The 26349-nt window shown below is 63.3% G+C and carries 25 protein-coding genes and 5 pseudogenes; 19 read left to right on the forward strand and 11 right to left on the reverse strand.

Annotation, left to right across the window (positions count from 1 at the left end; translation table 11 throughout):
* The first annotated feature begins 140 nt into the window (after positions 1-140).
* Complete coding sequence (locus JL100_RS14950; RefSeq protein WP_202680466.1) at positions 141-572, forward strand: hypothetical protein; 432 nt, start codon at positions 141-143, stop codon at positions 570-572.
* Here JL100_RS14950 and JL100_RS14955 read toward each other — a convergent pair whose 3' ends face one another.
* Positions 573-1577, reverse strand: coding sequence for an IS1595 family transposase (locus JL100_RS14955; protein WP_202680467.1), 1005 nt, complete (start codon positions 1575-1577; stop codon positions 573-575).
* Positions 1578-1782: 205 nt separating this feature from the next.
* Between JL100_RS14955 and JL100_RS14960 the strand changes: the two are divergent.
* Positions 1783-2229, forward strand: a pseudogene (locus tag JL100_RS14960) (IS6 family transposase); the annotation flags it as partial.
* A 343-nt stretch (positions 2230-2572) separates the two neighbouring features.
* Here JL100_RS14960 and JL100_RS14965 read toward each other — a convergent pair.
* Entirely contained in the window at positions 2573-2965 is a 393-nt protein-coding gene (locus JL100_RS14965; protein ID WP_202680469.1) for a hypothetical protein, read from the reverse strand.
* Positions 2966-3136: 171 nt separating this feature from the next.
* On the opposite strand from JL100_RS14965, the gene JL100_RS14970 reads away from it, so the two are divergent.
* Positions 3137-5755 (forward strand): restriction endonuclease subunit M, encoded by a 2619-nt coding sequence (locus JL100_RS14970; protein WP_202680470.1) that lies wholly within the window; start codon positions 3137-3139, stop codon positions 5753-5755.
* On the forward strand, positions 5752-7299 hold the full coding sequence (locus JL100_RS14975; RefSeq protein ID WP_202680471.1) for a restriction endonuclease subunit S domain-containing protein: 1548 nt from the start codon (positions 5752-5754) through the stop codon (positions 7297-7299). Before JL100_RS14970 ends, JL100_RS14975 begins: the two co-directional genes overlap by 4 nt.
* 333 nt (positions 7300-7632) lie before the next feature.
* Here the strand turns inward: JL100_RS14975 and JL100_RS14980 are convergent, their stop codons facing one another.
* Together JL100_RS14980 and JL100_RS14985 are read right to left on the reverse strand one after the other, a co-directional pair.
* Positions 7633-7854, reverse strand: a complete 222-nt coding sequence (locus JL100_RS14980; protein ID WP_202685887.1) for a hypothetical protein — start codon at positions 7852-7854, stop codon at positions 7633-7635.
* Position 7855: 1 nt separating this feature from the next.
* Positions 7856-8047: pseudogene (locus JL100_RS14985) on the reverse strand (transposase domain-containing protein); the annotation flags it as partial.
* Positions 8048-8342: 295 nt separating this feature from the next.
* On the opposite strand from JL100_RS14985, the gene tnpA (JL100_RS14990) reads away from it, so the two are divergent.
* The 7 genes from tnpA (JL100_RS14990) (at position 8343) to tnpC (JL100_RS15020) (ending at position 13302) form a co-directional block, all read left to right on the forward strand.
* The gene (gene tnpA, locus JL100_RS14990) at positions 8343-8669 is read left to right on the forward strand and encodes an IS66-like element accessory protein TnpA (protein WP_202685886.1); all 327 of its coding nucleotides are present in this window, start codon (positions 8343-8345) and stop codon (positions 8667-8669) included.
* Positions 8666-9013, forward strand: coding sequence for an IS66 family insertion sequence element accessory protein TnpB (gene tnpB, locus JL100_RS14995; protein WP_228420724.1), 348 nt, complete (start codon positions 8666-8668; stop codon positions 9011-9013). The genes tnpA (JL100_RS14990) and tnpB (JL100_RS14995) overlap by 4 nt, the downstream gene beginning before the upstream one ends.
* A gap of 63 nt (positions 9014-9076) precedes the next feature.
* Complete coding sequence (gene tnpC / locus JL100_RS15000) at positions 9077-10702, forward strand: IS66 family transposase (RefSeq protein WP_228420725.1); 1626 nt, start codon at positions 9077-9079, stop codon at positions 10700-10702.
* Between the two features lies 1 nt (position 10703).
* Positions 10704-10925 (forward strand): hypothetical protein, encoded by a 222-nt coding sequence (locus JL100_RS15005; RefSeq protein ID WP_228420726.1) that lies wholly within the window; start codon positions 10704-10706, stop codon positions 10923-10925.
* A gap of 17 nt (positions 10926-10942) precedes the next feature.
* Entirely contained in the window at positions 10943-11269 is a 327-nt protein-coding gene (tnpA, locus tag JL100_RS15010; protein ID WP_228420727.1) for an IS66-like element accessory protein TnpA, read from the forward strand.
* Complete coding sequence (gene tnpB / locus JL100_RS15015; RefSeq protein WP_228420724.1) at positions 11266-11613, forward strand: IS66 family insertion sequence element accessory protein TnpB; 348 nt, start codon at positions 11266-11268, stop codon at positions 11611-11613. The genes tnpA (JL100_RS15010) and tnpB (JL100_RS15015) overlap by 4 nt, the downstream gene beginning before the upstream one ends.
* Before the next feature lie 63 nt (positions 11614-11676).
* Positions 11677-13302 carry an IS66 family transposase gene (gene tnpC / locus JL100_RS15020; RefSeq protein ID WP_228420728.1) on the forward strand — a complete coding sequence of 542 codons (1626 nt, stop codon included), beginning with the start codon at positions 11677-11679 and terminating at the stop codon, positions 13300-13302.
* 193 nt (positions 13303-13495) lie between these two features.
* On the opposite strand, the pseudogene tnpC (JL100_RS15025) reads toward tnpC (JL100_RS15020), so the two are convergent.
* Positions 13496-14089, reverse strand: a pseudogene (gene tnpC / locus JL100_RS15025) (IS66 family transposase); the annotation flags it as partial.
* Between the two features lie 82 nt (positions 14090-14171).
* Here tnpC (JL100_RS15025) and tnpA (JL100_RS36815) point away from each other — a divergent pair.
* The 5 genes and pseudogenes from tnpA (JL100_RS36815) to JL100_RS15045 form a co-directional block, all read left to right on the forward strand.
* Positions 14172-14279 (forward strand): annotated as a pseudogene (tnpA, locus tag JL100_RS36815) (IS66 family insertion sequence element accessory protein TnpA); the annotation flags it as partial.
* Between the two features lie 105 nt (positions 14280-14384).
* Positions 14385-14759 (forward strand): IS66-like element accessory protein TnpA, encoded by a 375-nt coding sequence (gene tnpA / locus JL100_RS36820; RefSeq protein ID WP_407697018.1) that lies wholly within the window; start codon positions 14385-14387, stop codon positions 14757-14759.
* Positions 14760-14915: 156 nt separating this feature from the next.
* A complete protein-coding gene (locus JL100_RS15035; protein WP_202685818.1) occupies positions 14916-16529 on the forward strand; it encodes an ISL3 family transposase in 1614 nt (537 codons plus the stop codon).
* Between the two features lie 78 nt (positions 16530-16607).
* The gene (gene tnpB, locus JL100_RS15040) at positions 16608-16760 is read left to right on the forward strand and encodes an IS66 family insertion sequence element accessory protein TnpB (RefSeq protein ID WP_407696851.1); all 153 of its coding nucleotides are present in this window, start codon (positions 16608-16610) and stop codon (positions 16758-16760) included.
* 198 nt (positions 16761-16958) lie between these two features.
* The gene (locus tag JL100_RS15045; RefSeq protein WP_202681597.1) at positions 16959-19043 is read left to right on the forward strand and encodes a recombinase family protein; all 2085 of its coding nucleotides are present in this window, start codon (positions 16959-16961) and stop codon (positions 19041-19043) included.
* Positions 19044-19073: 30 nt separating this feature from the next.
* Here the strand turns inward: JL100_RS15045 and tnpB (JL100_RS15050) are convergent, their stop codons facing one another.
* Both tnpB (JL100_RS15050) and tnpA (JL100_RS15055) read right to left on the reverse strand, forming a co-directional pair.
* On the reverse strand, positions 19074-19283 hold the full coding sequence (tnpB, locus tag JL100_RS15050) for an IS66 family insertion sequence element accessory protein TnpB (RefSeq protein ID WP_202681596.1): 210 nt from the start codon (positions 19281-19283) through the stop codon (positions 19074-19076).
* Entirely contained in the window at positions 19280-19669 is a 390-nt protein-coding gene (gene tnpA / locus JL100_RS15055; RefSeq protein ID WP_202681595.1) for an IS66-like element accessory protein TnpA, read from the reverse strand. Before tnpA (JL100_RS15055) ends, tnpB (JL100_RS15050) begins: the two co-directional genes overlap by 4 nt.
* Before the next feature lie 257 nt (positions 19670-19926).
* Here tnpA (JL100_RS15055) and JL100_RS15060 point away from each other — a divergent pair, with 257 nt between their 5' ends.
* A complete protein-coding gene (locus JL100_RS15060; RefSeq protein WP_202681594.1) occupies positions 19927-20118 on the forward strand; it encodes a hypothetical protein in 192 nt (63 codons plus the stop codon).
* Positions 20119-20166: 48 nt separating this feature from the next.
* On the opposite strand, the gene JL100_RS15065 is transcribed toward JL100_RS15060, so the two are convergent.
* The 4 genes from JL100_RS15065 to JL100_RS15080 form a co-directional block, all read right to left on the reverse strand.
* Positions 20167-20472, reverse strand: coding sequence for a hypothetical protein (locus JL100_RS15065; protein WP_202681593.1), 306 nt, complete (start codon positions 20470-20472; stop codon positions 20167-20169).
* 500 nt (positions 20473-20972) lie between these two features.
* The gene (locus JL100_RS15070; RefSeq protein ID WP_202681592.1) at positions 20973-22043 is read right to left on the reverse strand and encodes a site-specific integrase; all 1071 of its coding nucleotides are present in this window, start codon (positions 22041-22043) and stop codon (positions 20973-20975) included.
* Complete coding sequence (locus tag JL100_RS15075) at positions 22040-24190, reverse strand: site-specific integrase (RefSeq protein WP_202681591.1); 2151 nt, start codon at positions 24188-24190, stop codon at positions 22040-22042. Before JL100_RS15075 ends, JL100_RS15070 begins: the two co-directional genes overlap by 4 nt.
* A 273-nt stretch (positions 24191-24463) precedes the next feature.
* Positions 24464-24655: a helix-turn-helix domain-containing protein gene (locus tag JL100_RS15080; protein ID WP_202681590.1), complete on the reverse strand. Its 192-nt coding sequence runs from the start codon at positions 24653-24655 to the stop codon at positions 24464-24466.
* A gap of 605 nt (positions 24656-25260) precedes the next feature.
* Between JL100_RS15080 and JL100_RS15085 the strand changes: the two genes are divergently transcribed.
* Complete coding sequence (locus tag JL100_RS15085; protein WP_202681589.1) at positions 25261-25410, forward strand: hypothetical protein; 150 nt, start codon at positions 25261-25263, stop codon at positions 25408-25410.
* Between the two features lie 398 nt (positions 25411-25808).
* Positions 25809-26300, forward strand: a pseudogene (locus JL100_RS15090) (transposase); the annotation flags it as partial.
* Positions 26301-26349: the final 49 nt, after the last annotated feature.

Here is a 26349-nt window from a genome sequence, read left to right on the forward strand (position 1 = left end):
ATCGATGAGCCGCAGGGGAAACTGCTGGGATAACTCGGTGACGGAAACGCGGTCTTATGTAGCTGCCGCCACCAAGAACGGCTTGCAGAACACCCTCGGCATGAGGAGCATAACCCTGTATTTTCAAGAGGATACGGGTTATGGCCGAACCGCATGTCGTTGCCGCTTTGAAGGACAAGCGGGCCGAGTTGTCCGGCAGCATCGCCGATCTGGAGAAGCGGATCGGCCAGCACCGGGCCGATTTGCTGCATGTTGACGCGGTCTTGCGGCTGTTCGCGCCCGAGTTCGAGCCGGCAACGATCTCTCCAAGGGCGGTGCGCCGGCCCACCAGCTGGTTCAAGCCGGGCGAACTGGCCCGGTTGCTCCTCGAGGTGTTGCGAACGGCGCCGGCGGCGTTGTCAGTTCGCGAGATCACCGTGCAGATCATGGAGCGCCGGGGGCTCGATCCCCAGGACGGCCGAACGGCGGAGCTGCTGCGCAAGCTGGTCAGCAATGCCCTGAACCGGCAGGCCGCCGATCTGGTGGAGCGGATCCAGGACGGTGTCCTGGTCAGCTGGCAGGTGCGCGAGTGATCAGGCGGCGGGGCGGCTGCGTTGCCAATAGCCGCAGAAATCGACAGACGGACCGGTGCGGGTGACCAGCACGAGGACGGTGCGCACTTGCAGGCCGTTGCTGTCGCGCCGGTGATCTTCCTTCCAGGAAGCCTCCCGCGCGTACCGAACCAGATAGACACCGGAGATGCGATGGTGATGCCCCATCTCGCCCCGGCGAAGTCTTGCGAAATAAGCCTCCGCCTGGTTGGTGCAGGCCTCGTCGGTGGCGTACTCGACCGAGTGGTTGATCCGCCGGGTGTCGAACCGGGCATGCAGGGCGTTCCAGGCCGAAGACTCGTCGGCGTGCACCGTCGAGGCGCGATCGACCCTGGCCTTGATGAAGCTAGCGGCGGCATCCTCGCTGTCGAACACCGCCGGGACCGTGCCGCCCAGGCTGGTGCCGGACAGCGCGCGTTCCCGGATCACCACGACGACCCGGCGCTTGCCGCTCCGGTTCTCCGCCAGGCGCCGGTCCCGGCGATCGGCCTTCCGGTTCCCGGGCCGGACGTGGCCGCCGACATGACAGCCGTCGATCTCGACATGCCGCCCGGCGCCGCCCAGCCGCAGCTCCCCGACCTCCAGCGCCATCGCCTCGCGGAGCTTGTGGGCCAGCACGAAGGCGGTCTTGTACTGCACGCCGAGATCGCGCGACAGCGCGAGCGCCGCCTTGCCCTTGACCTCGTCGCAGAAGATCACGACCGCCGCCAGATAGTCGCGGATCTGCAGCTTGTGGAAGGCGAACAGGGTGCCCGAGGTCGGCGTGAAATCCCGCCGGCACGCCGTGCAGCGGAACCGCGGCGCCCCGTTCGGCCGCGGGCAGGCCCAGCAGGTCGGGCAGTCGCACCGCGGACAGACCGGCGCGCCCCTCGTCTCCGGCCAGTGGATCGCGCAGAACATCGTCCAGGCATCCGCCTCCTCCATCCGAAGCACCTGCTTCAGGCTGATCGTCCGGGCGGCGGCGGTGAGAAGGAAGTGTTGGGGCATGGGCGCTCTCCAGGCCGGGAACTGCATGAGTTTACCGGATCGGAGCCCTCGCCGACGCTATTTGTTCGTGTTATGTTCCATTGTGCCGCCTGCCCATATCGGTCGCGATCACCGACCGGCCGGCATCGTTCCCAACTTGGTGGCGGATGCTACATAAGGCCGCCCTTTCCTGCTGAAGGACACCTCAGGAATTGGCCGACAGTATCAGATGGTGGTGCGGATCAATGGACGGCAAATGTACCTGTGACGGGCCGTCGATGATGAAGGCGAGGTGCTGGAGGTCCTGGTCCAGCGCCGGCGGAACAGGGCCGCCGCCCGTAAGCTCATCCGTAAGCTGCTCCGGAAGCAGGGCTTCGCCCCGACCCGGGTGACGACCGATAAGTTGCGCTCCTACGGGGCTGCGTTCAAGGAGGTTGGCCTGGGCGCCGACCACGAACAAGGGGTTTGCCGGAACAACCGGGCCGAGGTCTCCCACCAGCCGCTCCGCCGACGCGAGCGCAAGATGCAGAGGTTCAAATCGCCGGGTTCCGCCCAGCGTTTCGTCTCCATGCATGCCGCCACCTACAACACCTTCAACGTCCAGCGCCACCTGGTTTCTCGAAATTCAGAGTCTTTGCGCACCGGCCAAGTTCCCGTGACAATGCCCTGGCGAAAGTTCAATCACCAGCGGGAACCCGTACTTGTCCACGGAGAGTTGGATCTTGACGCCCTGGTTTTCTTGCCGCCGTCGAAGCCGCGCCCAAAGCAACTCGGCGCCGAATCATTCCGACTTCCGGTTCGGTCAGAATCGGGCTACTGTGGCACGAGACAAGGGCGGATAAGCCGTCCATATGAGAAACGTCGGATAAATGTTCCGGGTATACACATTGTTGATGCGGCCGAGCACGACTCCAGCACTATCGCCACCCTGGAGGTCGGCGACATGGGAGGACACCGAGCAGGAAGCTCGATGTAGCGGAGATGTGGCGTTTGCACCCCATACCTTCTTGGCCACGTCATTGCCCTGCCTCTCCCCTTTTCGTTGTCTTGACGATTTGGGTGTAGATGGTTGCGGGAATGAGGCCGGCTTCCCGTCCTTCCTGTTCACGCAGCATGACGAGCAGCTGGTAGTACATCGATTGCGACATGTTCGTCCTCGGGAAGGCGCGCATATAGTCGTCCACCGTTGCCACGGCGGAAGGACCGCAGGTGGCGAGAAGCGGCGCCATTAGCAGCCGGTTCGCATGCCGAAAAAGAAACCCTTCAACATGCGCCATATTAGCGGTCCGCGACCATGCACCCCGCTTCGGCAGCGGAATCACCGGCTCAAGCAAGCGATGCTGATCGTCACTGGGCGCCAGGCCGGAGCCGAAGTCCCCTACCACTACGCGATCTCCGGATATCGGCATCAGCTGTCTCCAGCAGGAAAAACTCCCCTGCTGAACAGCCGCCAACACCAGCCTTCGCCGCGGCTTAACGTTGTCTGCATACCGCTTTTCTGGTAATACGAAATCGCAATCCTGCTTAGCCCAAGTGGAGCGGCCCATACGCCGTTCATCAAATAATCGGAGCCTCTGTCTATGACCCCTTTGGGAGCTGCCGGCATAAAGCATGTCGCAGATAAGATACTTGCGCTTGATCCCGACGGGAAATACGCAAAGCTAAATACCGCTGAACGAAATGTAGAGTATTCTAGCGAGTTTGAGTTTGGGGAGGCTATTGGAGACTACGAGGGCGAGGAGGAGGTCTGTCGAGCATTCATTGTTTGTTGGCTTTGCACCGTCGGAGGATACCTCCCCGGCAACATTGCGCTTGAGCGCCGTTACTCAATTGGCCGGCCGAAGGTTGGCGCAGAATTGGATATCCTGGTCCGCCACCCGGATGGCACGCCGTATGCGCTCATTGAAGTCAAAGCTCCTGGTGAATACGAGGTTGATCAGGATAAGTTCATCAAAGGGCAGCTTTTTGATATTGCTCCATTCGAGCAGGGAGCAAGCATCTTGTGCTTTGCTACGATATCCATTGATAGCGCAGAGCCCCTTATCACATCAAAGACAATAGACCACAAAATCTATAAAAAGTATGAAGACTGGAGTATTTCTCGCGCGGCTTCAAATGATATTCCATCGAATTACGGCGAACCCACGCATGTTTATTTGGTGAATGGTGGGCCGCGAGATCTGCGGAAAGACGTCAGCCTTATTGAATTGAAGCGCGTGCGCAAGCGTCTTCATGATGTACTGTGGCGTGGCTCCACACCTGACAACACAATCTACGCATACGTAGTAAAGCTGTTTCTCGCCAAAACTCATGATGAAAAAACAATGAGGCCGGGCGGTAAATACAAATTCCAAATCGGTTACCCGGGTAATCAGAGGGAAACGCCCTCTCAAACGTTTTCTGAAATCAACGCTCTATACAAAGTAGCGTATAAGAAATACATGAGTCTTCCCGACGATGCTTACGTCGAGGGGCTTAATGACCGTGAGTTTTCTCATGAGCAGACAGCTTTTGTCGTTGAGCTTATCCAAGACATATCTTTGTCAAAGGCAACTGGCGGCCATGCCGACATTCTCGGAGCCTTCTTCGAAGGTATAACGCGAGATGGGTTTAAGCAGACCAAAGGATTGTTCTTCACTCACCTCAACGTCGTTTCGTTCATCATTCACGTCCTTGATCTTGCAGGACTTACCAAAGCTAAGATATGCTCTGACCGCCTATCTTCGGAGAAACTCCCCTATGTCATCGATCCGTCTTGCGGCTCGGGCACATTTCTCTTGCACGCTATGGCCTACATCACCGGGAGCATAGAGCGTGAAAGAGAGCAGATCGAAAGGGAGGAAAGCGACGAAATTAGAGATTTTATTCGATCCCATTTCCCAGTCGGACAGGAAAATCTTTGGGCCAAAGATTTTCTGTATGGTATTGACTACACGGAGGTGCTTGCACTTTCGACAAAAGTCAACATGCTTCTGCGGCGTGATGGGCAGACGCATATCTACCATGCAGATGGCCTCGCGCCACTGTCATCCTACAATGAATCTAGGCTGCGGGGCAAGCCACACGACGACCCATCAGTCTATTCTAAGAGTGTTGCAAACAGCTTTGACGTCGTAATTTCAAATCCACCATTCTCAATTACTCTTGATCCTCACACTGTCAATAGCCTTCAATCAACCTTTGAGCTCGCAAGCAACAGCAATTCTGAGAACTTGTTTTTAGAACGCTGGTACCAACTGCTGAAATCGCGAGGGCGTCTGGGCGTGGTGCTGCCTGAAAGCTTTTTTTCTACGCAAGAAAACCTGGACGCGCGCCTCTTCCTTTTCGCTCATTTTAATGTGAAGGCTGTTGTGGCTCTTCCCAAAGAAGCGTTCGAACCGTGGACGCCGACACGAACCTCTCTCCTGTTTGCGGAGAAAAAGACCGTCGATGAGGAACGTCTGTGGAAAAACCGTGCGGTCAAGTGGGAGGCTCGCGGACAGAAAGTTCTTAGCGAGGCGCTCAGGGCCGTTGCTGGGGTCCTTAAAGCTGCGTCCGAGCTGCGAAGCGCGGTAGAGGACGGATCTATAGCATCCCTGAGGGAAGAGGTCAGCAGAGTTGGTATTTCGCTACCGGCACTTAGCCTAACTGAGTGCGCCGTAGATATCGAGAATGTGGCTGCTGATTGGGAGGCAACTACGGAGAATATCAAGCCAGAACGTAACGAATTCGAAATGCGAGATATCGTTAAGCGGGCACGTGCTTGTGCTCGCTGGATGTTGCGTCGTGCCCAATCGATCAGCGTTGGCTGCGAAATCCTTCCGAAGGCAAACAAAATATTAGGACTGGGTAATGATGTGCCTTCAGCCGAAATGCCGTTGGAAAAAATTGTCAGTATTGTTTCACAGTACTCTCCAACTTTGAAACGCCTTGATGTACGCGTCTGGGCATTCAGAAAGATTGCTGACCATTTTCCTGCACCGTTCTATGTGGCCGGTGCGGATCAGGTGGGGTACCGGCGCACCAAGCGCGGGGAGGCTGAGCGTCCAAACGACTTGTTTGTGGCCTACAAAGGGACCGAGGTGCCGAGTGAGGGAGCAGGGGAGAGGGTATTTGACTTGGAGCTATGCGGCGGTCAGTGGGTGATTGACACGTCTGCAGGCGTGCCACGTAATCTCGCTTCTCAGCTATGCAAAGCTATTGCTTGGAGCAATGAATGATGTTTGCTTCGTCACTTACTCAGGTTTCTGAAACGAATGAACTGCGAATCGATTACCATTTTCGTGAGCTTACATCGGCTGTGAGCAAAGTAGTGTTTGGGATCGCACAGGGGTACCCCTTGGCAGAACCTTTCTTCCTAAGAGTGGCAAACGGTGAGAACCTGCCTGCTTCGACATACGCTCGTGAGGACGAAGGTTCCTCGCTGCTCTACGCTTCTGTCGGGGCCTTATCCCAGTTTGTGCTCAGGCCTGATGCCTGCACCCCGCTTCGTGACGGTGCGCGGGGAGTCGATGCTGGGTTTGTTGAAAACGTGAAATGCAAGCCTAACGAGGTTCTTCTCACAAGGTCAGGAACTCCCGGCATTGCATGGACCTCAAGTTTTTGGAATATGGCTGAAGAAGGCGTTGATGCTCTAATTCCTTCTGGCTTCCTGATCCGGCTGGCGTGTAACGAAGACTATTTCTATCCAGGCTTTGTAAGTGCAATTCTCAACCATCCAACCTGGAGATTGTGGAGCTCTGGATTCGCAGCCGGAAAGCGCCAAAGAAACATTTCTCAAGAGCACCTTGCGCAAATCAGACTTCCAGCTTTGTCGCTTGGGGAGCAGCAGGAGGTAATTGCAATCTATCAGGAATTTCTTGCTAGCGCGAAGAACATACTTTCGTCCCCTTCAGGAATAACCCAAAGTTGCGACGAAGTTCTAACTGCTGAGTGCAATCTTCAGCTGCCTAATATTCTGCGCTCTTCAGGCGTTTCTGAGAAAAATTATATGATTGACGTAGCTGAGAGCGACGTACTTCGAATTGACCATCGTTTCTTGAGGAGCGATAATAGAGCAATTTACACCTATGTTCGCAATATGCCTGGAGTAAGTTTGGGCAGAGCAATGGCATGCCCGCTTATTAAGAATTCCCAGCCAGAAATAATGGTTATTGATGAGGAGAGCGGGCCTCGAGTGATTGCCACCGCCTCTATCCAATTTGGGCAGATAGTCAAGCAACTTACGAAACCGACATCAGATGAGTACATGGCCAGAGCGAGATCACGAGCTGTGACAGAAGGCGACGTTCTGATCGCCATGGATGGTGACGGATCCATTGGTAAAGCAGCTGTCTTCACCGGAGACTTTGAAGCCGTGTGTGACAGCCACGTGGGTATCATTCGGCCCGCTCATAACGAGCTGGGAGCCGCTCTAGCTTGTTATATCAACTCTTCGTTTGGGCAGGCGCAGATTTCAAGAAAAATTAGTGGTTCTACTGGTCAGGTGCAGCTTTCGGTTGACGATCTTTATCAACTGCTTGTGCCCCAGGTGGTGATCGCTCAGGCTCAGTCTGTCGGCTCTGCTTATCTTGCCCTTCTCGATCGATATGAAACTCCAGTCGCGCGTGTTAGAAGGAGCCTATGTGAATATTCAGCAGGAATTTCCGAAATTATCGCGGATTCAGGATGTTTGACGCCTGAGGCGGAAGCTGAAATGCGCCGAGCAATAGTACCAGCATTTTTGAGATCACAACTCGGAATGCTCAAACCAAAAATGTTTTGACGGGATCAGGTGACCCTGCCCCCAACCTTGGTCCAGGGATTATGAGAGTCCTTCCGGTTGATGCCTTGTCGCAGGGCTGACATCCGGCCCCGCGATCAGACCTGATAGATCCGAACTTCCTGATGGCTGGCCCTGTGGAGTTGTGGGCAAGCCGACAGGCTTGTCCAGCAAATCCACAGGGCATCCCCGCGCCGCGACCTCGGCCGGCGTCCGCCAGCCGAGCGCGCCATGTGGTCGGACATGGTTATACAACGAAGCAACACAATGCCCATGGGACCGAGGTACGGGAAGTTCTTTATCCGTGGCATCCTTGGTTTGGCCGTAACCGGCCGCTCAAGACCCAGGGGCGGGTTTTTTGTAGAGGGGGATGAGGTCGCGCAGGTTTTCGATGCCGAAGGCAGTGAACGCCAGGACTTCCTCGCCTCGGACGCCGTAGATCCAGAGGACACCGTCCTCGGGTTCCATGTCGAGACTGACCTCGTGCAGCAGATCCTCGTCCTCACCGAGCATCTCGGCGACGCGGGCGATGGTGAAGACGGAGCTGATCGCGGCCATGTCAGGCGGCTTGTGCCCGGAGAGCCTCGGTGGCGGCCCAGTTCCAGGGCAGGAGTTCGTGCAGGCGGCTGACCAGATGGTCGCCGATGCGGTCGAGCACCGCCGCGAGATAGGCCTCGGGGTCGAGGCCCGAGAGCTTGGCCGTCTCGATGATCGTCATCGCGTCCGCGATCACGGCGCCGCCGGCGTCCGAGCGTAACCGGCCGGTCCAGGCCGCCTTACAAGGACTTTGCTATCGAGATAGCTTACGTCGTTAACGACGTCGTTATGGACGTCAACAGCGAGGTGAGATATGCGGGTGGAGGTGCTGAGCAGGGGAGAGCGCCGGCGTCGCTGGTCATTGGTAACCGGCCGATCCAGGCCGCCTTACGAGGATTTTGCTATCGAGATAGCTTACGTCGTTAACGACGTCGTTATGGACGTCAACAGCGAGGTGAGATATGCGGGTGGAGGTGCTGAGCAGGGGAGAGCGCCGGCGTCGCTGGTCATTGGACGAGAAGATGCGGATTGTCGCCGAGGCTGCCGCTCCCGGGTCCAGCGTCTCGGAGGTGGCCCGCCGGCATGACATCTCCCGGCAGAACATCTATCAGTGGCGCTGCGAGTTGAAGCACAAGGCTGTCCATCCAACGGGTAAGGCCGTATTCCTCCCGGTCGAAGTGACGGAGGACGAGCCGAGCCCGGGCGCTGGATGCGGCGGGGATGTGCCAGGCCACCCTGTCGAGATCGGGCTGCGCAGTGGCCGCACCCTCCGCTTTGCCGCCGACATTCCGGATCGCGTTCTGATGCGGCTGATCCGGGCCGCGGAGGCGGCATGATCGGCCCGGGCACCGGCGTTCGGGTTTATCTCGCCTGCGGGGTCACGGACCTGCGCAAGGGGATCACCGGGCTGGCGGCGGTCGCGCAGGAGCATCTCCGGCAGGCCCCCGGCTCGGGTGCCGTCTTCGCCTTCCGGGGGCGTCGGGGCGACAGGATCAAGCTGCTCCACTGGGACGGCCAGGGGTTTTGCTTGTATTACAAGGTTCTCGAGCAGGGCCGCTTCCCCTGGCCGGCACCTTCGGACGGATCGGTACGGCTGACGGCGGCACAACTCGCAATGCTGTGGGAGGGAATTGATTGGAGACGTCCCGCCTGGACTTCCCGGCCGACGCGGGTCGGGTGACATTCTCTGGTCATGACTGAGGGATTACTGTTACCCGCCATGAAGTTCTGCTAAACTTGATCCATGCAGCCGCAGCCCGATGTTCTGCCCGACGACCCAGCCGCCCTGAAGGCGATCATCCTCGCCCAGCGTGAGGAGATGGCTCGCGCCAGGGCGTCGGCGCTGGCCTTCGAGGCCCTGGTCCAGGCGCTCCGGATCCAGATCGCCAGGCTGCGGCGGCAGCGGTTCGGACCGAGTTCGGAGCGGATCGGCCGTGAGCTCGAGCAGCTCCAGCTGACGCTCGAGGATGTCGAGGTGGCGATGGCCGCCAACGACGCTTCGGCCGAACAATCCGATGCCGGTGACGCCGGGGAAGAGCCGGCATTGCCGAAGGCCGAACCCCGCCGACGGGGTAAACCGCGCCTTCGCGACGACGCGCCGCGCGAGCGGATCGTGCTCGATCCCGGCGACCACTGCCCCGACTGCGGAGGCCCGCTTCGTCTGCTCGGCGAGGACTTGTCCGAGGTTCTCGAGTTCGTCGCGGCCAAGCTCAAGGTGATCGAGACCAGGAGGCCGAAGAAGTCCTGCCGGCTGTGCGAGAGGATCGTCCAGGAGCCGGCACCGCCCCGGCCGATCCGGCGGGGAATGGCGGGTCCCGCCCTGCTGGCCCATGTCCTGGTCTCGAAGTTCGACGATCACCTTCCCCTGTACCGCCAGGGCGAGATCTTCGCCCGGATGGGGGCCGACATTCCCCGGTCCACCCTGATCGACTGGTGCGGCCAGGCGGTCGCGGCGCTGCGGCCCCTGACCGACCTGATCCGCGCCGAGGTCATGCGGTCGGACCGGCTGCATGCCGATGATACGCCGATCCGCGTCCTCGATCCGGGACGCCGCGCCGTCGAGGGCAAACCCCGCGGGGTCAAGGAAGGGCGGATCTGGGTCTATCTCCGCGACGACCGGCCCTGGGGCGGGAGCGATCCGCCCGCCGTGACCTACTTCTTCTCGCCCGACCGCAAGGGCGAGCACCCGCAGGCCCATCTCGCGGGCTTCGAGGGCGTGTTGCAAGCCGATGCCTACGGCGGCTTCAGGAAGCTCTACGAGCCGGGCGCCGAGGGCCATCGGCGCATCCGCGAGGCGGCATGCTGGGCTCATCTGCGCCGCGCCTTCCACGACGTCTGGAAGTCCACCGGCTCCCCGATCGCCTTCGAGGCGCTGGAGCGGATCGGCGTCCTGTACGACATCGAGCGCGAGATCGCCGGGCGGCCGGCGGAGGAGCGGCGCCGCATCCGGCAGGAGCGAAGCCGAGGTCTGGTCGAAGCCTTCCAGGCCTGGTGCGAGGACCGGCTTCGGCGCATCCCCGGCAAGGGCGACCTGCCGGCGGCGATGCGCTACTTCCTCAAGCGCGTCGAGGCCTTCTCCCTGTTCCTCGAGGACGGGCGCGTCGCCATGGACAACAACCCGGCCGAGCGGGCGATCCGGCCGATCTCGGTGGGCAGGAAGAACTATCTCTTCGCCGGCTCGGACGCCGGCGGCGGCATGATCGCGGACGCGATGACGATCATCGAGACGGCCAAGCTCTCGGGTCTCGATCCCGAGGCTTATCTCGCGGCGGTGCTCGACCGCATCGGCGACCAGCTGGTCAGCCGCCTGCACGAACTTCTGCCCTGGAACTGGGCCGCCACCGAGGCGCTCCGGAAACAAGCCGCCTGAAGTGGCCGCGATCAGCGCCGTCTTCACCATCGCCCGCGTCGCCGACATACTCGGCGAGGACGAGGATCTGCTGCACGATGTCAGTCTCGACATGGAACCCGAGGACGGCGTCCTTTGGATCTACGGCATCGGAGGCGAGGAAGTCCTGGCGTTCACTGCCTTCGGCATCGAGAACCTGCGCGACCTCATCCCCCTCTACAAAAAACCCGTCCCTGGGCCTTGAGCGGCCGGTTACGGTCATTGGACGAGAAGATGCGGATTGTTGCCGAGGCTGCCGCTCCCGGGTCCAGCGTCTCGGAGGTGGCCCGCCGGCATGACATCTCCCGGCAGAACATCTATCAGTGGCGCTGCGAATTGAAGCACAAGGCTGTGCATCCAACGGGTAAGGCCGTGTTCCTCCCGGTCGAAGTGACGGAGGACGAGCCGGGCCCGGGCGCTGGATGCGGCGGGGATGTGCCAGGCCACCCTGTCGAGATCGGGCTGCGCAACGGCCGCAGCCTCCGCTTTGCCGCCGACATTCCGGACCGCGTTCTGATGCGGCTGATCCGGGTCGCGGAGGCGGCATGATCGGCCCGGGCACCGGCGTTCGGGTTTATCTCGCCTGCGGGGTCACGGACCTGCGCAAGGGGATCACCGGGCTGGCGGCGGTCGCGCAGGAGCATCTCCGGCAGGCCCCCGGCTCGGGTGCCGTCTTCGCCTTCCGGGGGCGTCGGGGCGACAGGATCAAGCTGCTCCACTGGGACGGCCAGGGATTTTGCTTGTATTACAAGGTTCTCGAGCAGGGCCGCTTCCCCTGGCCGGCACCTTCGGACGGATCGGTACGGCTGACGGCGGCACAACTCGCAATGCTGTGGGAGGGAATTGATTGGAGACGTCCCGCCTGGACTTCCCGGCCGACGCGGGTCGGGTGACATTCTCTGGTCATGACTGAGGGATTACTGTTGCCCGCCATGAAGTTCTGCTAAACTTGATCCATGCAGCCGCAGCCCGATGTTCTGCCCGACGACCCAGCCGCCCTGAAGGCGATCATCCTCGCCCAGCGTGAGGAGATGGCCCGCGCCAGGGCGTCGGCGCTGGCCTTCGAGGCCCTGGTCCAGGCGCTTCGGATCCAGATCGCCAGGCTGCGGCGGCAGCGGTTCGGACCGAGTTCGGAGCGGATCGACCGTGAGCTCGAGCAACTCCAGCTGACGCTCGAGGACGTCGAGGTGGCGATTGCCGCCAACGATGCTTCGGGCGAACATTCCGATGCCGGTGACGCCGGGGAGGAGCCGGCATTGCCGAAGGCCGAACCCCGCCGGCGGGGTAAACCGCGCCTTCGCGACGACGCGCCGCGCGAGCGGATCGTGCTCGATCCCGGCGACCACTGCCCCGACTGCGGAGGCCCGCTTCGTCTGCTCGGCGAGGACTTGTCCGAGGTTCTCGAGTTCGTCGCGGCCAAGCTCAAGGTGATCGAGACCAGGAGGCCGAAGAAGTCCTGCCGACTGTGCGAGAGGATCGTCCAGGAGCCGGCGCCGCCCCGGCCGATCCGGCGGGGAATGGCGGGTCCCGCCCTGCTGGCCCATGTCCTGGTCTCGAAGTTCGACGATCACCTTCCCCTGTACCGCCAGGGCGAGATCTTCGCCCGGATGGGGGCCGACATTCCCCGGTCCACCCTGATCGACTGGTGCGGCCAGGCGGTCGCGACGCTGCGGCCCCTGACCGACCTGATCCGCGCCGAGGTCATGCGGTCGGACCGGCTGCATGCCGATGATACGCCGATCCGCGTCCTCGATCCGGGACGCCGCGCCGTCGAGGGCAAACCCCGCGGGGTCAAGGAAGGGCGGATCTGGGTCTATCTCCGCGACGACCGGCCCTGGGGCGGGAGCGATCCGCCCGCCGTGACCTACTTCTTCTCGCCCGACCGCAAGGGCGAGCACCCGCAGGCCCATCTCGCGGGCTTCGAGGGCGTGCTGCAAGCCGATGCCTACGGCGGCTTCAGGAAGCTCTACGAGCCGGGCGCCAAGGGCCATCGGCGGATCCGCGAGGCGGCATGCTGGGCTCATCTGCGCCGCGCCTTCCACGACGTCTGGAAGTCCACCGGCTCCCCGATCGCCTTCGAGGCGCTGGAGCGGATCGGCGTCCTGTACGACATCGAGCGCGAGATCACCGGACAGTCGGCTGAGGAGCGCCGCCGCATTCGGCAGGAGCGAAGCCGGGGTCTCGTCACAGCCTTCCAGGCCTGGTGCGAGGACCGGCTCCGGCGCATTCCCGGCAAGGGCGACCTGCCGACAGCGATGCGCTACTTCCTCAAGCGCGTCGAGGCCTTCTCCCTGTTCCTCGAGGACGGGCGCGTCGCCATGGACAACAACCCGGCCGAGCGGGCGATCCGGCCGATCTCGGTGGGTAGGAAGAACTATCTCTTCGCCGGCTCGGACGCCGGCGGCGCCGTGATCGCGGACGCGATGACGATCATCGAGACGGCCAAGCTCTCGGGCCTCGACCCCGAGGCCTATCTCGCGGCGGTGCTCGACCGCATCGGCGACCATCTGGTCAGCCGCCTGCACGAACTCCTGCCCTGGAACTGGGCCGCCACCGAGGCTCTCCGGGCACAAGCCGCCTGACATGGCCGCGATCAGCTCCGTCTTCACCATCGCCCGCGTCGCCGAGATGCTCGGTGAGGACGAGGATCTGCTGCACGAGGTCAGTCTCGACATGGAACCCGAGGACGGTGTCCTCTGGATCTACGGCGTCCGAGGCGAGGAAGTCCTGGCGTTCACTGCCTTCGGCATCGAAAACCTGCGCGACCTCATCCCCCTCTACAAAAAACCCGCCCCTGGGTCTTGAGCGGCCGGTTACGTCCGAGCCGGCGAAGAGATAGTTCTTCCTACCCACCGAGATCGGCCGGATCGCCCGCTCGGCCGGGTTGTTGTCCATGGCGACGCGCCCGTCCTCGAGGAACAGGGAGAAGGCCTCGACGCGCTTGAGGAAGTAGCGCATCGCTGTCGGCAGGTCGCCCTTGCCGGGAATGCGCCGGAGCCGGTCCTCGCACCAGGCCTGGAAGGCTGTGACGAGACCCCGGCTTCGCTCCTGCCGAATGCGGCGGCGCTCCTCAGCCGACTGTCCGGTGATCTCGCGCTCGATGTCGTACAGGACGCCGATCCGCTCCAGCGCCTCGAAGGCGATCGGTGAGCCGGTGGACTTCCAGACGTCGTGGAAGGCGCGGCGCAGATGAGCCCAGCATGCCGCCTCGCGGATGCGCCGATGGCCCTCGGCGCCCGGCTCGTAGAGCTTCCTGAAGCCGCCGTAGGCATCGGCTTGCAACATGCCCTCGAAGCCCGCGAGATGGGCCTGCGGGTGCTCGCCCTTGCGGTCGGGCGAGAAGAAGTAGGTCACGGCGGGCGGATCGCTCGTAAGCGGGACCTGACCGCACATTCCGGGCGCTGATCGTCTGTGGAATATTCTGCCGATTTGGACCGGCGGAGGACTGTGCATGAACGGCAAGGAGGGGGCGGCAGTTTGGCGCGAGCGTGTCGAGGCCTGGAAGCAGAGCGGACAAAGCCGAACGGCATTTGCCGCTGGACATGGGATTGACCGGTGGACGCTGGGTCGGTGGATCCGGCGGTTGACGTCGGATGGGTCGAGCGCCTCCGGTCATAGGGATCGTCCTAGGAATATGCCTATGACGCAAAGTGCTCCGCTGGTGATGGAGATCCTCGACCAAGCGTCCCGCAGGCGGCGCTGGTCGGAGGAGGAGAAGCTCCGGATGGTGGCGGAGACGATGGAACCCGGCATGTCCGTCTCGCTGGTCGCCCGACGCCGGGGCGTCAGCGCCAGTCAGCTGTTCCGCTGGCGCCGACAGTTTGTCGGCGAGGCTGGAATACCTGAGCAAACGCCGGTCTTTGCCCCCGTGCACCTGCTGCCCGAACCCCTTGCGTCGCCGCCGGCATCCGAGCCGAAGCCCTGTCACGGCGGCATCATCGAGATCATGCTGGGCGGCGGTCGTGTCGTGCGGGTGGACCGGCACGTCGATGCCGAAGCGCTGCGCCGGGTGCTTGGCGTGCTGGAGGAAGGGCGATGATCTCGGTGCCGGCCGGGGTACGCATCTATCTGGCGCTGGAACCCTGCGACATGAGGAAAGGGTCCATCCGCATTCCCGGTGCAGGGCGAGTGCGCCGAATGGTGGAAGTAATTATATGAGGAGAAACGCTTTTTCTCCGAGAGTGCCGCCTTCTCCGTGTCCAATTCGCTGTTGTCCCTGCTCCCCGCCGGTCTCGCGGTTGAGCGGGTCGTCGTCCACCCGGATCGTGTCGTCTTCGCCGTCCGCGCTCGCGCCGCCACGGCGCCCTGTCCCTTGTGCAAGCGCCGCTCGCATCGCGTCCACAGCCGCTACACCCGGCACCTTGGGGATCTCCCCTGGCAGGGGAGGATCGGTCGGCTCGATCTCCGAGTCCGTCGCTTTCGCTGCTCGACCCCCAGGTGCCCGCGCCGGATCTTCGCCGAGCGCCTGCCGGAGGTGGTCCTACCGAGGGTTCGGCGGACCGTCCGCCTCGCCGAGGCGCAACGCCGCATCGCCCTGCATGCGGGAGGGGAGTCGGGCGCCCGCCTGGCGGATCGGCTCGCCATGCCGGTCAGCGGCGACACGCTGCTACGCCTGATCCGGGCCGTGCCGATCGAACCAGCCCCGCCGGCACGCGTCATCGGCATCGATGACTGGGCGTGGCGGCGGGGCCAGCGCTACGGCACGATCATCGTCGATCTGGAGCGCAACCGACCGATCGACCTGCTGCCCGACCGCCAAGGTGACACGGTCGCGGCCTGGCTGAAGGATCATCCCGGCACCGAGATCGTTGCCCGTGATCGCGCCGGCAGCTATGCCGACGGCATCCGAACCGGCGCTCCGGATGCCCTCCAGGTCAGCGATCGGTGGCATCTCCTGCGCAACCTCAACGATGCCGTGGCCCGAGTTCTCGATCGGCATCATCGTGACCTGCGTGCGGCAACGGCGGCAGCGACCGCAACAAGCAAGGCTTCGGACGTGCCGCCATCGACACCGTCGGCGTCCGAGCCGTCCGTCATGCCCGTTCCCGAGCCGTCGCACCCGGATCGGCATGCCATCCGGCGAGCTCGCTTTGACGAGGTGATGGCGCTGCATCAGAGGAACTGGCCGATCAAACGCATCGCCCGAACGCTCGGCCTCAATCCGAAGACGGTGCGCCGATGGCTGCGATCGGGTCAGCTGCCGACCTGGGACCAGCGGTCCCGCGGCAGTGCGGTCGATGTTCACGCCGAGTATCTGCACCAACGCTGGAACGAGGGCTGCCGCAACGCGGCACAGCTGTGGGAAGAAATCCGCAGGCGCGGCTTTCGAGGGCAGCTCCGGACAGTGCAGCGCTGGGTCAGACGCCTCCGGGGTGCCGACCCGTCATCATCCGGAACGGAGCCTTGCGGGAGGCTGTGGAAGATGCCGTCGAAACGCCGGGCCGCGTGGTTCGTGGTGGCCGATTACGAGACGATCGACACGACGGAGCAGCGGTTTGTCGAAGCCCTGATTGCCGCGTCGCCGGAACTTGGCCGGATCATCGCACTGGCGCGCGCGTTCAACGGCATGGTGCGATACCAACAAGCGGAGCGGCTGGATTCCTGGCTGGCAGCGGCGAAGGACACTGCCCTGGCCGGGTTCGCCGATGGTCTTGTCCGCGATCTTGCGGCAATCCGGGCAGCTCTGTCGCTGCCGTGGAGTACCGGTCCTGTCGAGGGGCAGATCAGCTACCTGAAGACGATCAAGCGGACCATGTCCGGTCGTGCCAAGTTCGATCTACTGCGCCACCGTGTTCTCGAAGCGGCCTGAAATGGTCGTGCTCCAGCCCGATACTGCTGCACCGGGAATGCGGATGGACCGAGGAAAGGGTTCGACGGCCTGTCCCTGATGGTCCAGCAGAGCCTGGGCAAGGATCCATTCTCGGGCCACCTGTTCCTGTTCCGCGGCAAGAGATCTGACAGGCTGAAAATCCTCTACGCCGATGCCAATGGTATGGCCATTCCCACAACAAGGAACCTCTTCAAAGAAGGTTTGGTTTGATTCATTGCCCGGCGTTGGCGTAGAGGCCCTGCAGGCGCTGGCGCAATGGGTGGCCAGACACTATGCCCGAACCAGCAACGGCAACCGAGATGGTAACTTGGAGCGACCTGCCGCGAACGCACCGGCAGAGGCTGGCAGTGCTGGTGGGGCAGTTGGCTTGGCGGATGACGCAGGGCCGCAATCCGGCGGAGGCCGGTCATGAGCCGCTGGAGGCGGACCAGCGGGATGCTGCCGAGCAAGGTCGAGGGCCGGCATCTTGACCGTCAGGCCGTCGTCTACGTTCGGCAGTCGACGCTGCAGCAGTTGGAACACAACAAGGAATCCACCGCGGTCCAGTACGCCCTGGTCGAGCGCGCCTGCTCGCTCGGTTGGGCTCGGCCCCGGATCACCGTGATCGATGAAGATCTCGGCTGCTCCGCCGCGTCCGCCGCCGGACGGCCTGGTTTCCAGCGCCTGGTGGCGGAGGTCGGGCTCGGGCACGTCGGCCTGATCCTCGGGTTCGAAGTCTCGCGGCTCGCCCGCTCCTGCCGGGACTGGTATCATCTTCTGGAGATCTGCGCCCTGGCGGGCACGTTGATCGGCGACAACGACGGCGTCTACGACCCAGGCCTTTACAACGACCGCCTTCTGCTCGGGCTCAAGGGGACGATGAGCGAAGCGGAACTGCACATCATGCGCGCCCGCTTTGAGGAAGGGCGCTGGAACAAGGCCGAGCGCGGGGAGTTCGGGTTTCCGATGCCGCGCGGCTTCATACGACGACCCTCGGACGAGGTCATCCAGGACCCTGATGAGCGGGCGCGCGAGAGTTTGCAGTTGGTATTCGAGGTTTTCGAGCAGCGGCGCAGCATCCACGGCGTCGTGCGTTATTTCCACGCCCACGGTCTCATGTTGCCCGATCGGGTGCGGACCGGGCCGGCCAAGGGCGATCTCGTGTGGACGCCGGTTACCCGGAACGCGGTGCTCAACCTCGTGACCAATCCCGCCTACGCCGGAGCCTACGCCTACGGTCGGCAACGGCCACCCCCCACGGGATCGTCGGGACGCAGTCGGGCGACCAGCCCCGGCGAGTGGCAGATCCTGATAAAGGACCGCTGGCCGGCCTACATCAGTTGGGACATGTTCGAGAGGAACCAGCGCCAGTTGAAGGCCAACCAGAGCAAGCACATCGGCGTCGCGCGGGGCGGACCGTCGCTCCTGACCGGGATCCTGATCTGCGGCCGTTGCGGTTCCCGCATGGTGACGACCTACCGCAACAACGGCCACAACTTGCGTTACGAGTGCACTCGCAGGATGATCAACCGTGGAGAGGAGCATTGCCAGGGGTTCGCCGGTGAGACCCTGGACGCTCTTGTCGCCGATCTGGTCCTGGCGGCACTACAGCCCGGCGCGGTCGACGTGGCTTTGCAATTGGCCGAGGATCTGGAGATCGAGCGCACCCGGGAACATCGGCAGTGGGAGTTGCGGCTGGAACAGGCGCGCTACGAGACCGAACGGGCGCAGCGCCAGTACGACGAGGTCGAGCCGGAGAACCGGCTGGTCGCCCGCACGCTGGAGCGACGCTGGGAGGCGGCGTTGCAAGCCGAAATACAGATCAAGGAGGAGCACACCCGCTTCCTGGCCCGTCAGCCGGCCCGGCTGAGCGCGGCGGATCGGGCCGCCATCGAACGGCTCGCCGCCGACGTGCCGGCGATCTGGCGGGCGTCGAGCACGACGCCTGCCGAACGCAAGGAGATCGTCCGCCTGATGCTGGACCGGGTGGTGGCCACGGTGAAGGGGGAGACCGAGAACATGGAAGTGGAGTGCCACTGGGCCGGTGGCCGCCGGACCCGTCACCTGTTGCGGCGGGCAGTGCGGCGCATGACCCAGCTGGCCGGTCACGATGAGCTTCTTGCCCGGACCACAGCTTTGTTCGCCGAGGGGCTGCGTCCACCGGCCATCGCCCGGACGCTGGCAGCCGAGGGCTGGCTGTCGCCCCGCGGACACTCAGTGACCGAAGGCGGCGTGCGCTCCTGGTTGCAGCGCCGGGGCCTGTTGCCGGACGGTAGACATCGACCGACGCTGGTGGTGGAGCGCGAGCCGGACGAGTTCACGGTGGCAGAGCTGTCGGTCCGCTTGGGCGTGCCCGAGGGAACGATCTACCGGTGGCTGTACAAAGGATTGGTGCCGGCGCGCAGGGCGACGGCGGTGAACCGCGAACTCTGGCTCGTTCGCCTGGACGCCGCCCTGGCCCATGACCGACAGCGTCGCCCCCGTAAGCCGACCAAGGTCAAGCACGTACCCTAACAACACCGACAAACCTGCTTTGGAGAGGCATCATGAAGCCAGGACGCACAGCCCTTGCCCGTCCCAGGCCAGAACCTTCAGCAAATCCCCGCGCCGGCCCCGGAAGACGAAGAGGTGGCCGGAGAACGGGTCCTTGTCCAACTGCTCCTGGACGATGGCGCTCAGCCCGTCGAAACCCTTCCTCATGTCTACCGGCCCGGCCGCGAGCCAGACCTTCATGCCCTGCGGCACCGCGATCATGACCGGCTCCTCAGGGCGGCGACCAGGGCCTGGAGCGCGCCGGCCGGGTAATCGGCTCCGACCTCCAGGCGCGTCCCGTCGGAGAAAGTGACCGATGCCCGCGCTGCCATGCCCGCGGACCGCGGCTCCGGTTCCTGCCCCGGCGGAGCATCGAGCATGACCGGGATCAACAGCGCCGTGCCGCACCCGCTGCGCGCGTCACCGATTCTCCCGCCGTGCAACTGCTTGCGCCAGGCGTAAAGGCAGCTCTCGGCAACGCCGTGGCGCCGCGCCACATGCGAGACGATCGCACCCGGCGCAAATGCCTCCCCGGCCAGCCGCGCTTTCTCCTCCAGGCTCCACCGCCGGCGGCGCTCCCGCCCGGTGACGATCTCGACACGCTGCATCCTTGTGGGCCTCCGTATGGACTCCAGTGGAGCCTCCGAAAGCCCGCTCTTCCCATATCATGTTTCCTGTGAACAGCCGGCTTTGCCCGGACGCTTACCCGCATGCCTTCATCTTCATTCTGCACAGACGCCACAGGTGAACCGGGCCGCACTGGATAACTTAAAAACACTGCTGTCGGACATCACCGGTCGGGTGCCGGTGGCCCGTTCAGTGATAGGAGCAAGGCATTCCTCCCATCAGAGCCGAGGAGATGCCGATGCCACGCGCGAACCAGCCTTCCTTGACCCGACAACTCACCTTGTTCCCGCCGTCCTGCCCGGGACCCGATCGGACCAGCCTGCCCAAGGAGACGCTCGACAAGGCGGCGCGTCTGATGGCGCGCATGCTCATGAAGGAAGCCGCGGGCAACGCTGCCGGCGGGGCACGGGGAGAATGCGACGATGATTGACAAGATCCAGCCGCACCACCTCGGGCGCAAGGCGGTACTCTATGTTCGTCAATCCTCACCCCACCAGGTCGCCCACAACCGCGAGAGCCGCGCGCTGCAGTACGCCATGAAGGATCGGCTGCGCGCCCTGGGGTGGTCGGACGTCGAGATCGTCGATGAGGACCTTGCGGAGCGACCGGTTCCTGCCTCAGGCAGGATCACTGTCATCGGAGGCCTTTCGAACAGCGCCAGGGCGCCGTCGCAGGTCTTCACGGCCTGCTCCAGGGCGGCGATCTCGGCGCGAAGCACGATGATGCGGCCGGTCAACTCAGCCCGCTTGTCCTTCAACGCGGAGACGACATGGGGGTCCGCCATCGTGTATCATCGCCGTTGCCTGAATCATCGGCGCCAACATGGCGGGTCTCGGCGGGAAAGGCGATTATTGGGTGGGGGACTCTGCTCCACAATTCCGCAAATTTCTAAAAGATTTCTCGTTCGCTGACGGCGTTTTTTTCTGGACCAGCGCGTGTCGCCGCCTCCACCGGCGCTGGGCGGGGCCACCATCGCCGTCCACCCCAGCGGCGGCGCTGCCGCCGGCCCGATCCGGGTCCGTCGGCGCGCCTGCTGGGTCGATCACCGGCATTGCCCCGCCGCAGGTGGTCCGGCCGCGCCGGTCCCCCCGCCGCTCCACCGATGTTACCGCCGCTCATCTACCGCGGGGCCAATCTTCCTTTCTTGTCCGGTATCTGGACAGTGCCGGCCGGCTCCCCTGCCCTGTCGCACCGCCATAGCACCTATTTGGGTTCGCTTCGCTGAATGCGGTCAGCAAGGGAGCCTTCGATTTCAGATTTATTCCGAGCAGGAAATCGGCAGGTTCACCGGCATCTTCGGCGATCACGATTACCGGCCACCCTCAGGCGGCGGCCGACCGCGGCGTGCGCCGCCGACATGATACGCGTCACGTCCCGCGATGCCGAAAGCCGCTTCGCGGTTTCGGTGTACTCGCGCGTGGTCGCCTCGCTGCGATGCCCGAGCAGGATCTGCGCCAGCCGCGCGACCGCCGGTGACTCACGGACGAGCAGCGTCGCGGCGGCATCGCGCAGGCGGTGTGGCGTGATCGGGTATCCCCACGGTGCACGTGACGTCGCTGAGCGCATCGCGTGCGCGAGGGCGTCCTGTCCGGCCGGGCCGCCGCCCTTCGCGATCCACAGGGCGTCATGATCGCCGGCGTGAACCGGACGCCAGACGTCGATCCACTCCCGCAACAATCGCAGGACGAGATCAGGGTATGTGCGCACTTCGATTCTGCGCGTTTTATGCTGCTCTTGCGGCACATGCCAGATCCCGACCTCTGTATCCAGGTCGGCGATCCGGATGCCCGCCAGTGCCCGCAACCGCTCCGGGCCGGCTATTCCGACGGCGATGAACAGCCCGTCGCGATACGCCTGGACCACGTGCCAGCCGGCCCGAGGTCCCGCCTGTCGGGCCTCGCCGATTAGCTGCAGCGCGAAGTTGAGGATTTCTTCCGCGGGCGCGATAATTGCTGACTTGCGCTTCACCGTCAGGTTTGCCTGTTCCTGTGCGGCCAGGCACGAGCGGTACAGCCAGTCCAGGTGATCGACCGGATCGAGGACCCGCATGACCTTAAAAATAGACCAGAGATATCCTGACACGGTCCGCGCCGACGCTCCCCCTGCCTCACAGCCACGGACGAAAGCCCTTACGCCCGCCGCCGTCACCCGCGGCGGCAGGCCATTGCGCACTGCGCAATTGAGATAGCGGCTGTACACCCGGCCGTTCTGGTACTGCGTCTGCCGCACCCACCGCACCTTGCCCACGTCCGGGTCGAACGCCGCCAGCCATCGAGCCTGCTGGTCGGCCGGCCAGCTCGCGCAGTCGCGCAGCAGATGGTCCCGGGACACGATTGTGTTGATCCGGCCCATCATATCCCCTTCCGGAACCGCAATGTGCGAAGACGGCCGAGCAACAGGTCATGGTACCGCCGCTGCACGAGAATGCTGTTGATTTCCGCATAGTAACGCCGCGTCGTTTGCTCCTTCTTATGACCCAGCAGTTCCTGGACGAGCGGCATCGATTCCGGTTCCTGGTCGAGCACGATCTTGGCGGCCAGATGGCGCTGGAGGTGAAGATTCAACTCGAACCCGCCGATCTTGCGGTTGCGGTCGACGAAAGCGCTGTTCAGCAGCGTCGGCGCCCGATGCGCCATGCCGGCAGCGGGAAACAGGTACGGGTTGGCACTGTCCGCCCCGACCGCCCGCATCAACGCCGGACGGTAGACGTCGATCCAGCGCCGCAGGACGCGGACATACTCCTCCGGGATTTCCACGTCGATGGCTCGCCTGTTCTTGACTTCCTGCCAGTCGACGTGGAGGTAGCCGACCCCGTGCTTCGGCGGCAGAACCAGGTTGCGGTCGGGACCCAGGATGCGGAGTTGCGTGAGGTTGCGCCGGCGCATCGGACAGCACCGGGTGATCGCGTGGAGCACGCAGACGATCATGTCACCGACATCCTCCAGCGTGGGGAGTCGGCCGGATGCGGCGACCGTTTCCGAGCGCCGGATGAGCTCGTCCAGGACCTCGAACCAGGCCAGCAGCTTGGTGTCGGCTCGGAACTGTGCCAGCCTTTCCCGATGCCGGGGACCGATCTGCACTTCCGCATACTCGCGCCGGATCGATCCGTCCCTCTGGATCTTGCGCCTGATCAGGCGGGGATCGACATCGTCGCGAAGCTGCACCAGATCGTCCATCACGTCGTCCATCTCCAGGCACCGCGCGAGGGTGACGAAGCCGGTCGCGGCATGGAGCAGGTAGCCATTCTTCATGCCCGTGGCATTGACGGCGACATCCCGGTCCCGGGCTGTCTGCACCTGCCGCCTGGCGATGCGCTTCAGGGCACGGCGTGCGATGTCGGCCGTCACCAGATCCTCAATGGACGCCGGCATCAGCCCGAGTTGGGCGATTGCGACATTTGCCGCATGAACAATCACCGTCCGCAAATTGAGGAGCCTTGCAGCCGACAGGCTGTCACCGGTCGAAGGGGCTGTGCCCAGGCGCACATCGTCGTCGTCGAGGATGAGGTCGGCGAGCGATGCAACGGCGGTGTCTCGCGGTGCTCCGAATTCCGCGATGAATGCGGCCCACGACTGCCGCAGCGGCTCCGGAAGGTCCTCGAAACGCAGATCGCCATTCGCCGCGGCCCGTGCATAAAGGCGCGACAGCCGGGTGGCCGGCCACTCTGGATGGGCCTTCTGGAGGCGCTCCCAGCCATAGACGACGTTGCGGGCGACGTCGAAGGCGTTCCGGCTTCTGGCGTCCAGTTCCTGCCGGAGCCGCCCGATGACGGCATCATCGACGGCTTCGGGTGGAATCGAACGGCGGTGGCAGAACGCGACGAGCGGCCAAACCTTCGCCAGGTCGCCGCGCGACGCGTCGCCGCGCGACGCGTCGCCGGACCGCTTGACGGCCCCGAGCAGGAGGCGCCATGGACCGGTCAGCATCGACTCGGAAAGGCGCTGGCGGGCGTGGACGTCGACCAGCCTGACCGCGCGGCGGACCCGCGACTTGAACGCGCTCCAACTGCCCGGCTCGAGGCCGAAGTCACCGTGGGTAAGCCGCGCCAGGAGGTCGTCGACCACCGACTCCGTGGCGCGCAGGTCGGCTCTGCCGAAGCGCGCGAGCGCGATGGCGGCGAGGCGGGTGACAGCGCCGGCGATCCGGACGCGCTCGGCACCCCAGCTCTCCTGGCGCATGACAACCGCGATCGCGTCGTCGAGGGTGGCCTCGCCCGTCGAGATCCGCGCGACGAGGTCGGCGGGCAGCAGAGGCAGCACCTCGGCTTGGCGCAGGGCCGCCTGCTCGTCGCGGAGAGCTCGGGCGTTGATCGTGCCGGCCAGCGCGGCATGCCGGAGCCGCACGTCGGGCTGAGGAGCATCGGCCAGGTCCCGCCCTTCCGCGACGCTGACCCGCACCAACGCCTTGCGCGCGGCGTGCCGTGTCGCCTTGGACAGAACGCCGGCGTGTCCGGCTATGTGGATGACGACGTCGAGGTCGGCGAGCGAGGGCGGCTGTGACATGGTCGGTTTCGTCCGGACAGGTGGGCGTTCATGTGATGCCTGTCGCCGTGGAGGACCCGGCGGCAGGACGGCGTGGATGTGGGTGCAATCCGATCGGGAGGACACAGGAGGACAAAAAAGACCAGGACCGGACACGTTGGTCGCGGGGTAAGGACGGGGTCGATCCATAAGATCCGGATGGGTCGACCGCGTCTTTACACCAGCCACGGAAGTCCATGATTTTGCTGGACACGGCAGGACAATCCGGACCACACGGCCCGGACTGCGCAGTGGTCACGACAGGTACGCGTCGAGATCGGTCTGTGCGATGAGGTAACGATTCCCCTCGGCCCGGGCTTTCAGCGTACCGGCTGCGATCCGGCGCAGGATGGTCCTACTCGAGCAGCGCAGCAGGGAGGCGGTCTCGCCAACGGTGAGGAACCGTGGCACGGCTTGGACAGGTGGCGGTGACTGGCGTCTGATCATGGTCATCTCGCTGGGAGCGGAAAAGGTCGTCGACGTCGACCTAGTCACGCAAAGGAGGTGATCAAACGGACATCGCGGTCGACGCCGAGGAGCCCCGCCTTCGGAACAAATTTCTGTTCTCGCCTCTCCCGGACGGCCCGCACGAAGTGCGGGTAGATTCAGAGTTTAGGATTAGAGAGTTGGGGGGCGAAATCGTATGAGAATTCAATCGTTTGACCATGCTGGTATCGACCTGGCTGCGGGGCGGCGGTGACCTGGCTGCGGGGCAACAGTGACCTGACTGCGGGGCAGCGGTGACCTGGACAAGCGCATTTCGCGACAACCGCCCATCGTTTGCCAGATCGCCGCGGTTTCGCCGTTGGCCGCCACATCTTCAGATCGCGTTAATCTCCCGGCCATGCAAAGACTTATATCATGCTTGTTCGCCGACAGAAACTCGAGCGGGATCTAGAGTCTTCCAGGCATAGATCATCGGTCTTTCTGTGATACGGCAAAAAGACCGACGACCCCTCAGTCCGTCTACCAAAACATGACGGCCATCGCTGCGCTCAGGACACCGGGCCGACTATCTATCGCCATTTTTTTACATTAGTGAGGATTAGACGATGACCATCAAGAGCGCCTTGAGCATTCAGCAGATCAATAGGCAGACTGTGATCTTCGACGGCGAGGCGTTTGGCACCATTTGTGGATCGGCGTCCAAGCTTGGACCACGAGCTGGACCGGCTCAAGCTGCTGAATTTTTAAGGAAATAAAGCTCTTAGGTGGCTCTTCATCGGCGCCGACAGAAGGTCACCGCTTGATGCAAATCTGCAATGTGAATTAACAAGATATGCGCCGCACACCCATGGCGCAAGCTTGGAAGCTGATCCACATCCCGTCCACCGTTAACTCCACCTGCATCACGGCGCCATCAGCACGGCGGCCGATGGTTCATGCCTTTACAGCTGTACATCGAGAATCTCCGATCGATAGTCAGGCTGCGAAGTGCCTCGGTACATAAAGAAGGCTAGCCCGGATTATTGATGACGGGTTTGGGAGAGGCGATTGCGGGTGAGTCAAAAAGGCGCAGCGGGCGCGCTCAAGCCATTGGTTTCGTGTAGAATTTTGGTGTCTAGACAATTTCCGCACGAGCCCCGGAGGCGCACCCGCCGTGTCGAGCAATACAAGATTCCATCCCGGTTTGTCATCCCTTTCCGGCAAACCGGTGGTTGCTGCGTTGGACGGCGGCCGGTTGTCATCTGACAGCGGTGTTCTGCTGCTGGGCGGGATTGACCGGCACCTCGGGATTAGCGAGCGATTGGCGGGTTGCCTGCGCGATGACCGGGCGCCGGAGCGCGTCACGCACAGCTACGCCGAGATGATCCGCTTCCGCGCCTTGGCTATCGCCTGCGGCTATCCGGACGGCAACGACTGCGACGCGCTGCGCGCCGATCCGGCCTTCAAAATGGCGGTCGGCCGATTGCCGGAGAGCGATGGGGATCTGTGTTCGCAGCCGACCATCTCGCGGCTGGAGAACAAGCCGGGGCGGGTTGCGCTGCTGCGCATGATGGCGGCGATGATCGACCTGTTCTGCGACAGCTTCGCCCAGGTGCCGCGCCGCGTGGTGCTGGATATCGACGACACCGAGGACAAGGTCCACGGAGAGTGCGGGAGAACCGGAATTTCGTGTGAGGGCGGGCGGTTTCGCATGA

Origin of the sequence: Skermanella mucosa (genome assembly GCF_016765655.2) — a bacterium.
In the GTDB taxonomy this organism is placed as follows: domain Bacteria; phylum Pseudomonadota; class Alphaproteobacteria; order Azospirillales; family Azospirillaceae; genus Skermanella; species Skermanella mucosa.

Bases quoted from the DNA above. Each gene is read 5' to 3' on its own strand.
- JL100_RS14950 (WP_202680466.1), top strand. From the start codon at position 141: ATGGCCGAACCGCATGTCGTTGCCGCTTTGAAGGACAAGCGGGCCGAG.
- JL100_RS14955 (WP_202680467.1), bottom strand. From the start codon at position 1,577: ATGCCCCAACACTTCCTTCTCACCGCCGCCGCCCGGACGATCAGCCTG.
- JL100_RS14965 (WP_202680469.1), bottom strand. From the start codon at position 2,965: ATGCCGATATCCGGAGATCGCGTAGTGGTAGGGGACTTCGGCTCCGGC.
- JL100_RS14970 (WP_202680470.1), top strand. From the start codon at position 3,137: ATGACCCCTTTGGGAGCTGCCGGCATAAAGCATGTCGCAGATAAGATA.
- JL100_RS14975 (WP_202680471.1), top strand. From the start codon at position 5,752: ATGATGTTTGCTTCGTCACTTACTCAGGTTTCTGAAACGAATGAACTG.
- JL100_RS14980 (WP_202685887.1), bottom strand. From the start codon at position 7,854: ATGGCCGCGATCAGCTCCGTCTTCACCATCGCCCGCGTCGCCGAGATG.
- tnpB (WP_228420724.1), top strand. From the start codon at position 8,666: ATGATCGGCCCGGGCACCGGCGTTCGGGTTTATCTCGCCTGCGGGGTC.
- tnpC (WP_228420725.1), top strand. From the start codon at position 9,077: ATGCAGCCGCAGCCCGATGTTCTGCCCGACGACCCAGCCGCCCTGAAG.
- tnpB (WP_228420724.1), top strand. From the start codon at position 11,266: ATGATCGGCCCGGGCACCGGCGTTCGGGTTTATCTCGCCTGCGGGGTC.
- tnpC (WP_228420728.1), top strand. From the start codon at position 11,677: ATGCAGCCGCAGCCCGATGTTCTGCCCGACGACCCAGCCGCCCTGAAG.
- tnpA (WP_407697018.1), top strand. From the start codon at position 14,385: ATGGAGATCCTCGACCAAGCGTCCCGCAGGCGGCGCTGGTCGGAGGAG.
- tnpB (WP_407696851.1), top strand. From the start codon at position 16,608: ATGGTCCAGCAGAGCCTGGGCAAGGATCCATTCTCGGGCCACCTGTTC.
- JL100_RS15045 (WP_202681597.1), top strand. From the start codon at position 16,959: ATGAGCCGCTGGAGGCGGACCAGCGGGATGCTGCCGAGCAAGGTCGAG.
- tnpB (WP_202681596.1), bottom strand. From the start codon at position 19,283: ATGATCGCGGTGCCGCAGGGCATGAAGGTCTGGCTCGCGGCCGGGCCG.
- tnpA (WP_202681595.1), bottom strand. From the start codon at position 19,669: ATGCAGCGTGTCGAGATCGTCACCGGGCGGGAGCGCCGCCGGCGGTGG.
- JL100_RS15060 (WP_202681594.1), top strand. From the start codon at position 19,927: ATGCCACGCGCGAACCAGCCTTCCTTGACCCGACAACTCACCTTGTTC.
- JL100_RS15065 (WP_202681593.1), bottom strand. From the start codon at position 20,472: ATGGCGGACCCCCATGTCGTCTCCGCGTTGAAGGACAAGCGGGCTGAG.
- JL100_RS15070 (WP_202681592.1), bottom strand. From the start codon at position 22,043: ATGATGGGCCGGATCAACACAATCGTGTCCCGGGACCATCTGCTGCGC.
- JL100_RS15075 (WP_202681591.1), bottom strand. From the start codon at position 24,190: ATGTCACAGCCGCCCTCGCTCGCCGACCTCGACGTCGTCATCCACATA.
- JL100_RS15080 (WP_202681590.1), bottom strand. From the start codon at position 24,655: ATGATCAGACGCCAGTCACCGCCACCTGTCCAAGCCGTGCCACGGTTC.
- JL100_RS15085 (WP_202681589.1), top strand. From the start codon at position 25,261: ATGACCATCAAGAGCGCCTTGAGCATTCAGCAGATCAATAGGCAGACT.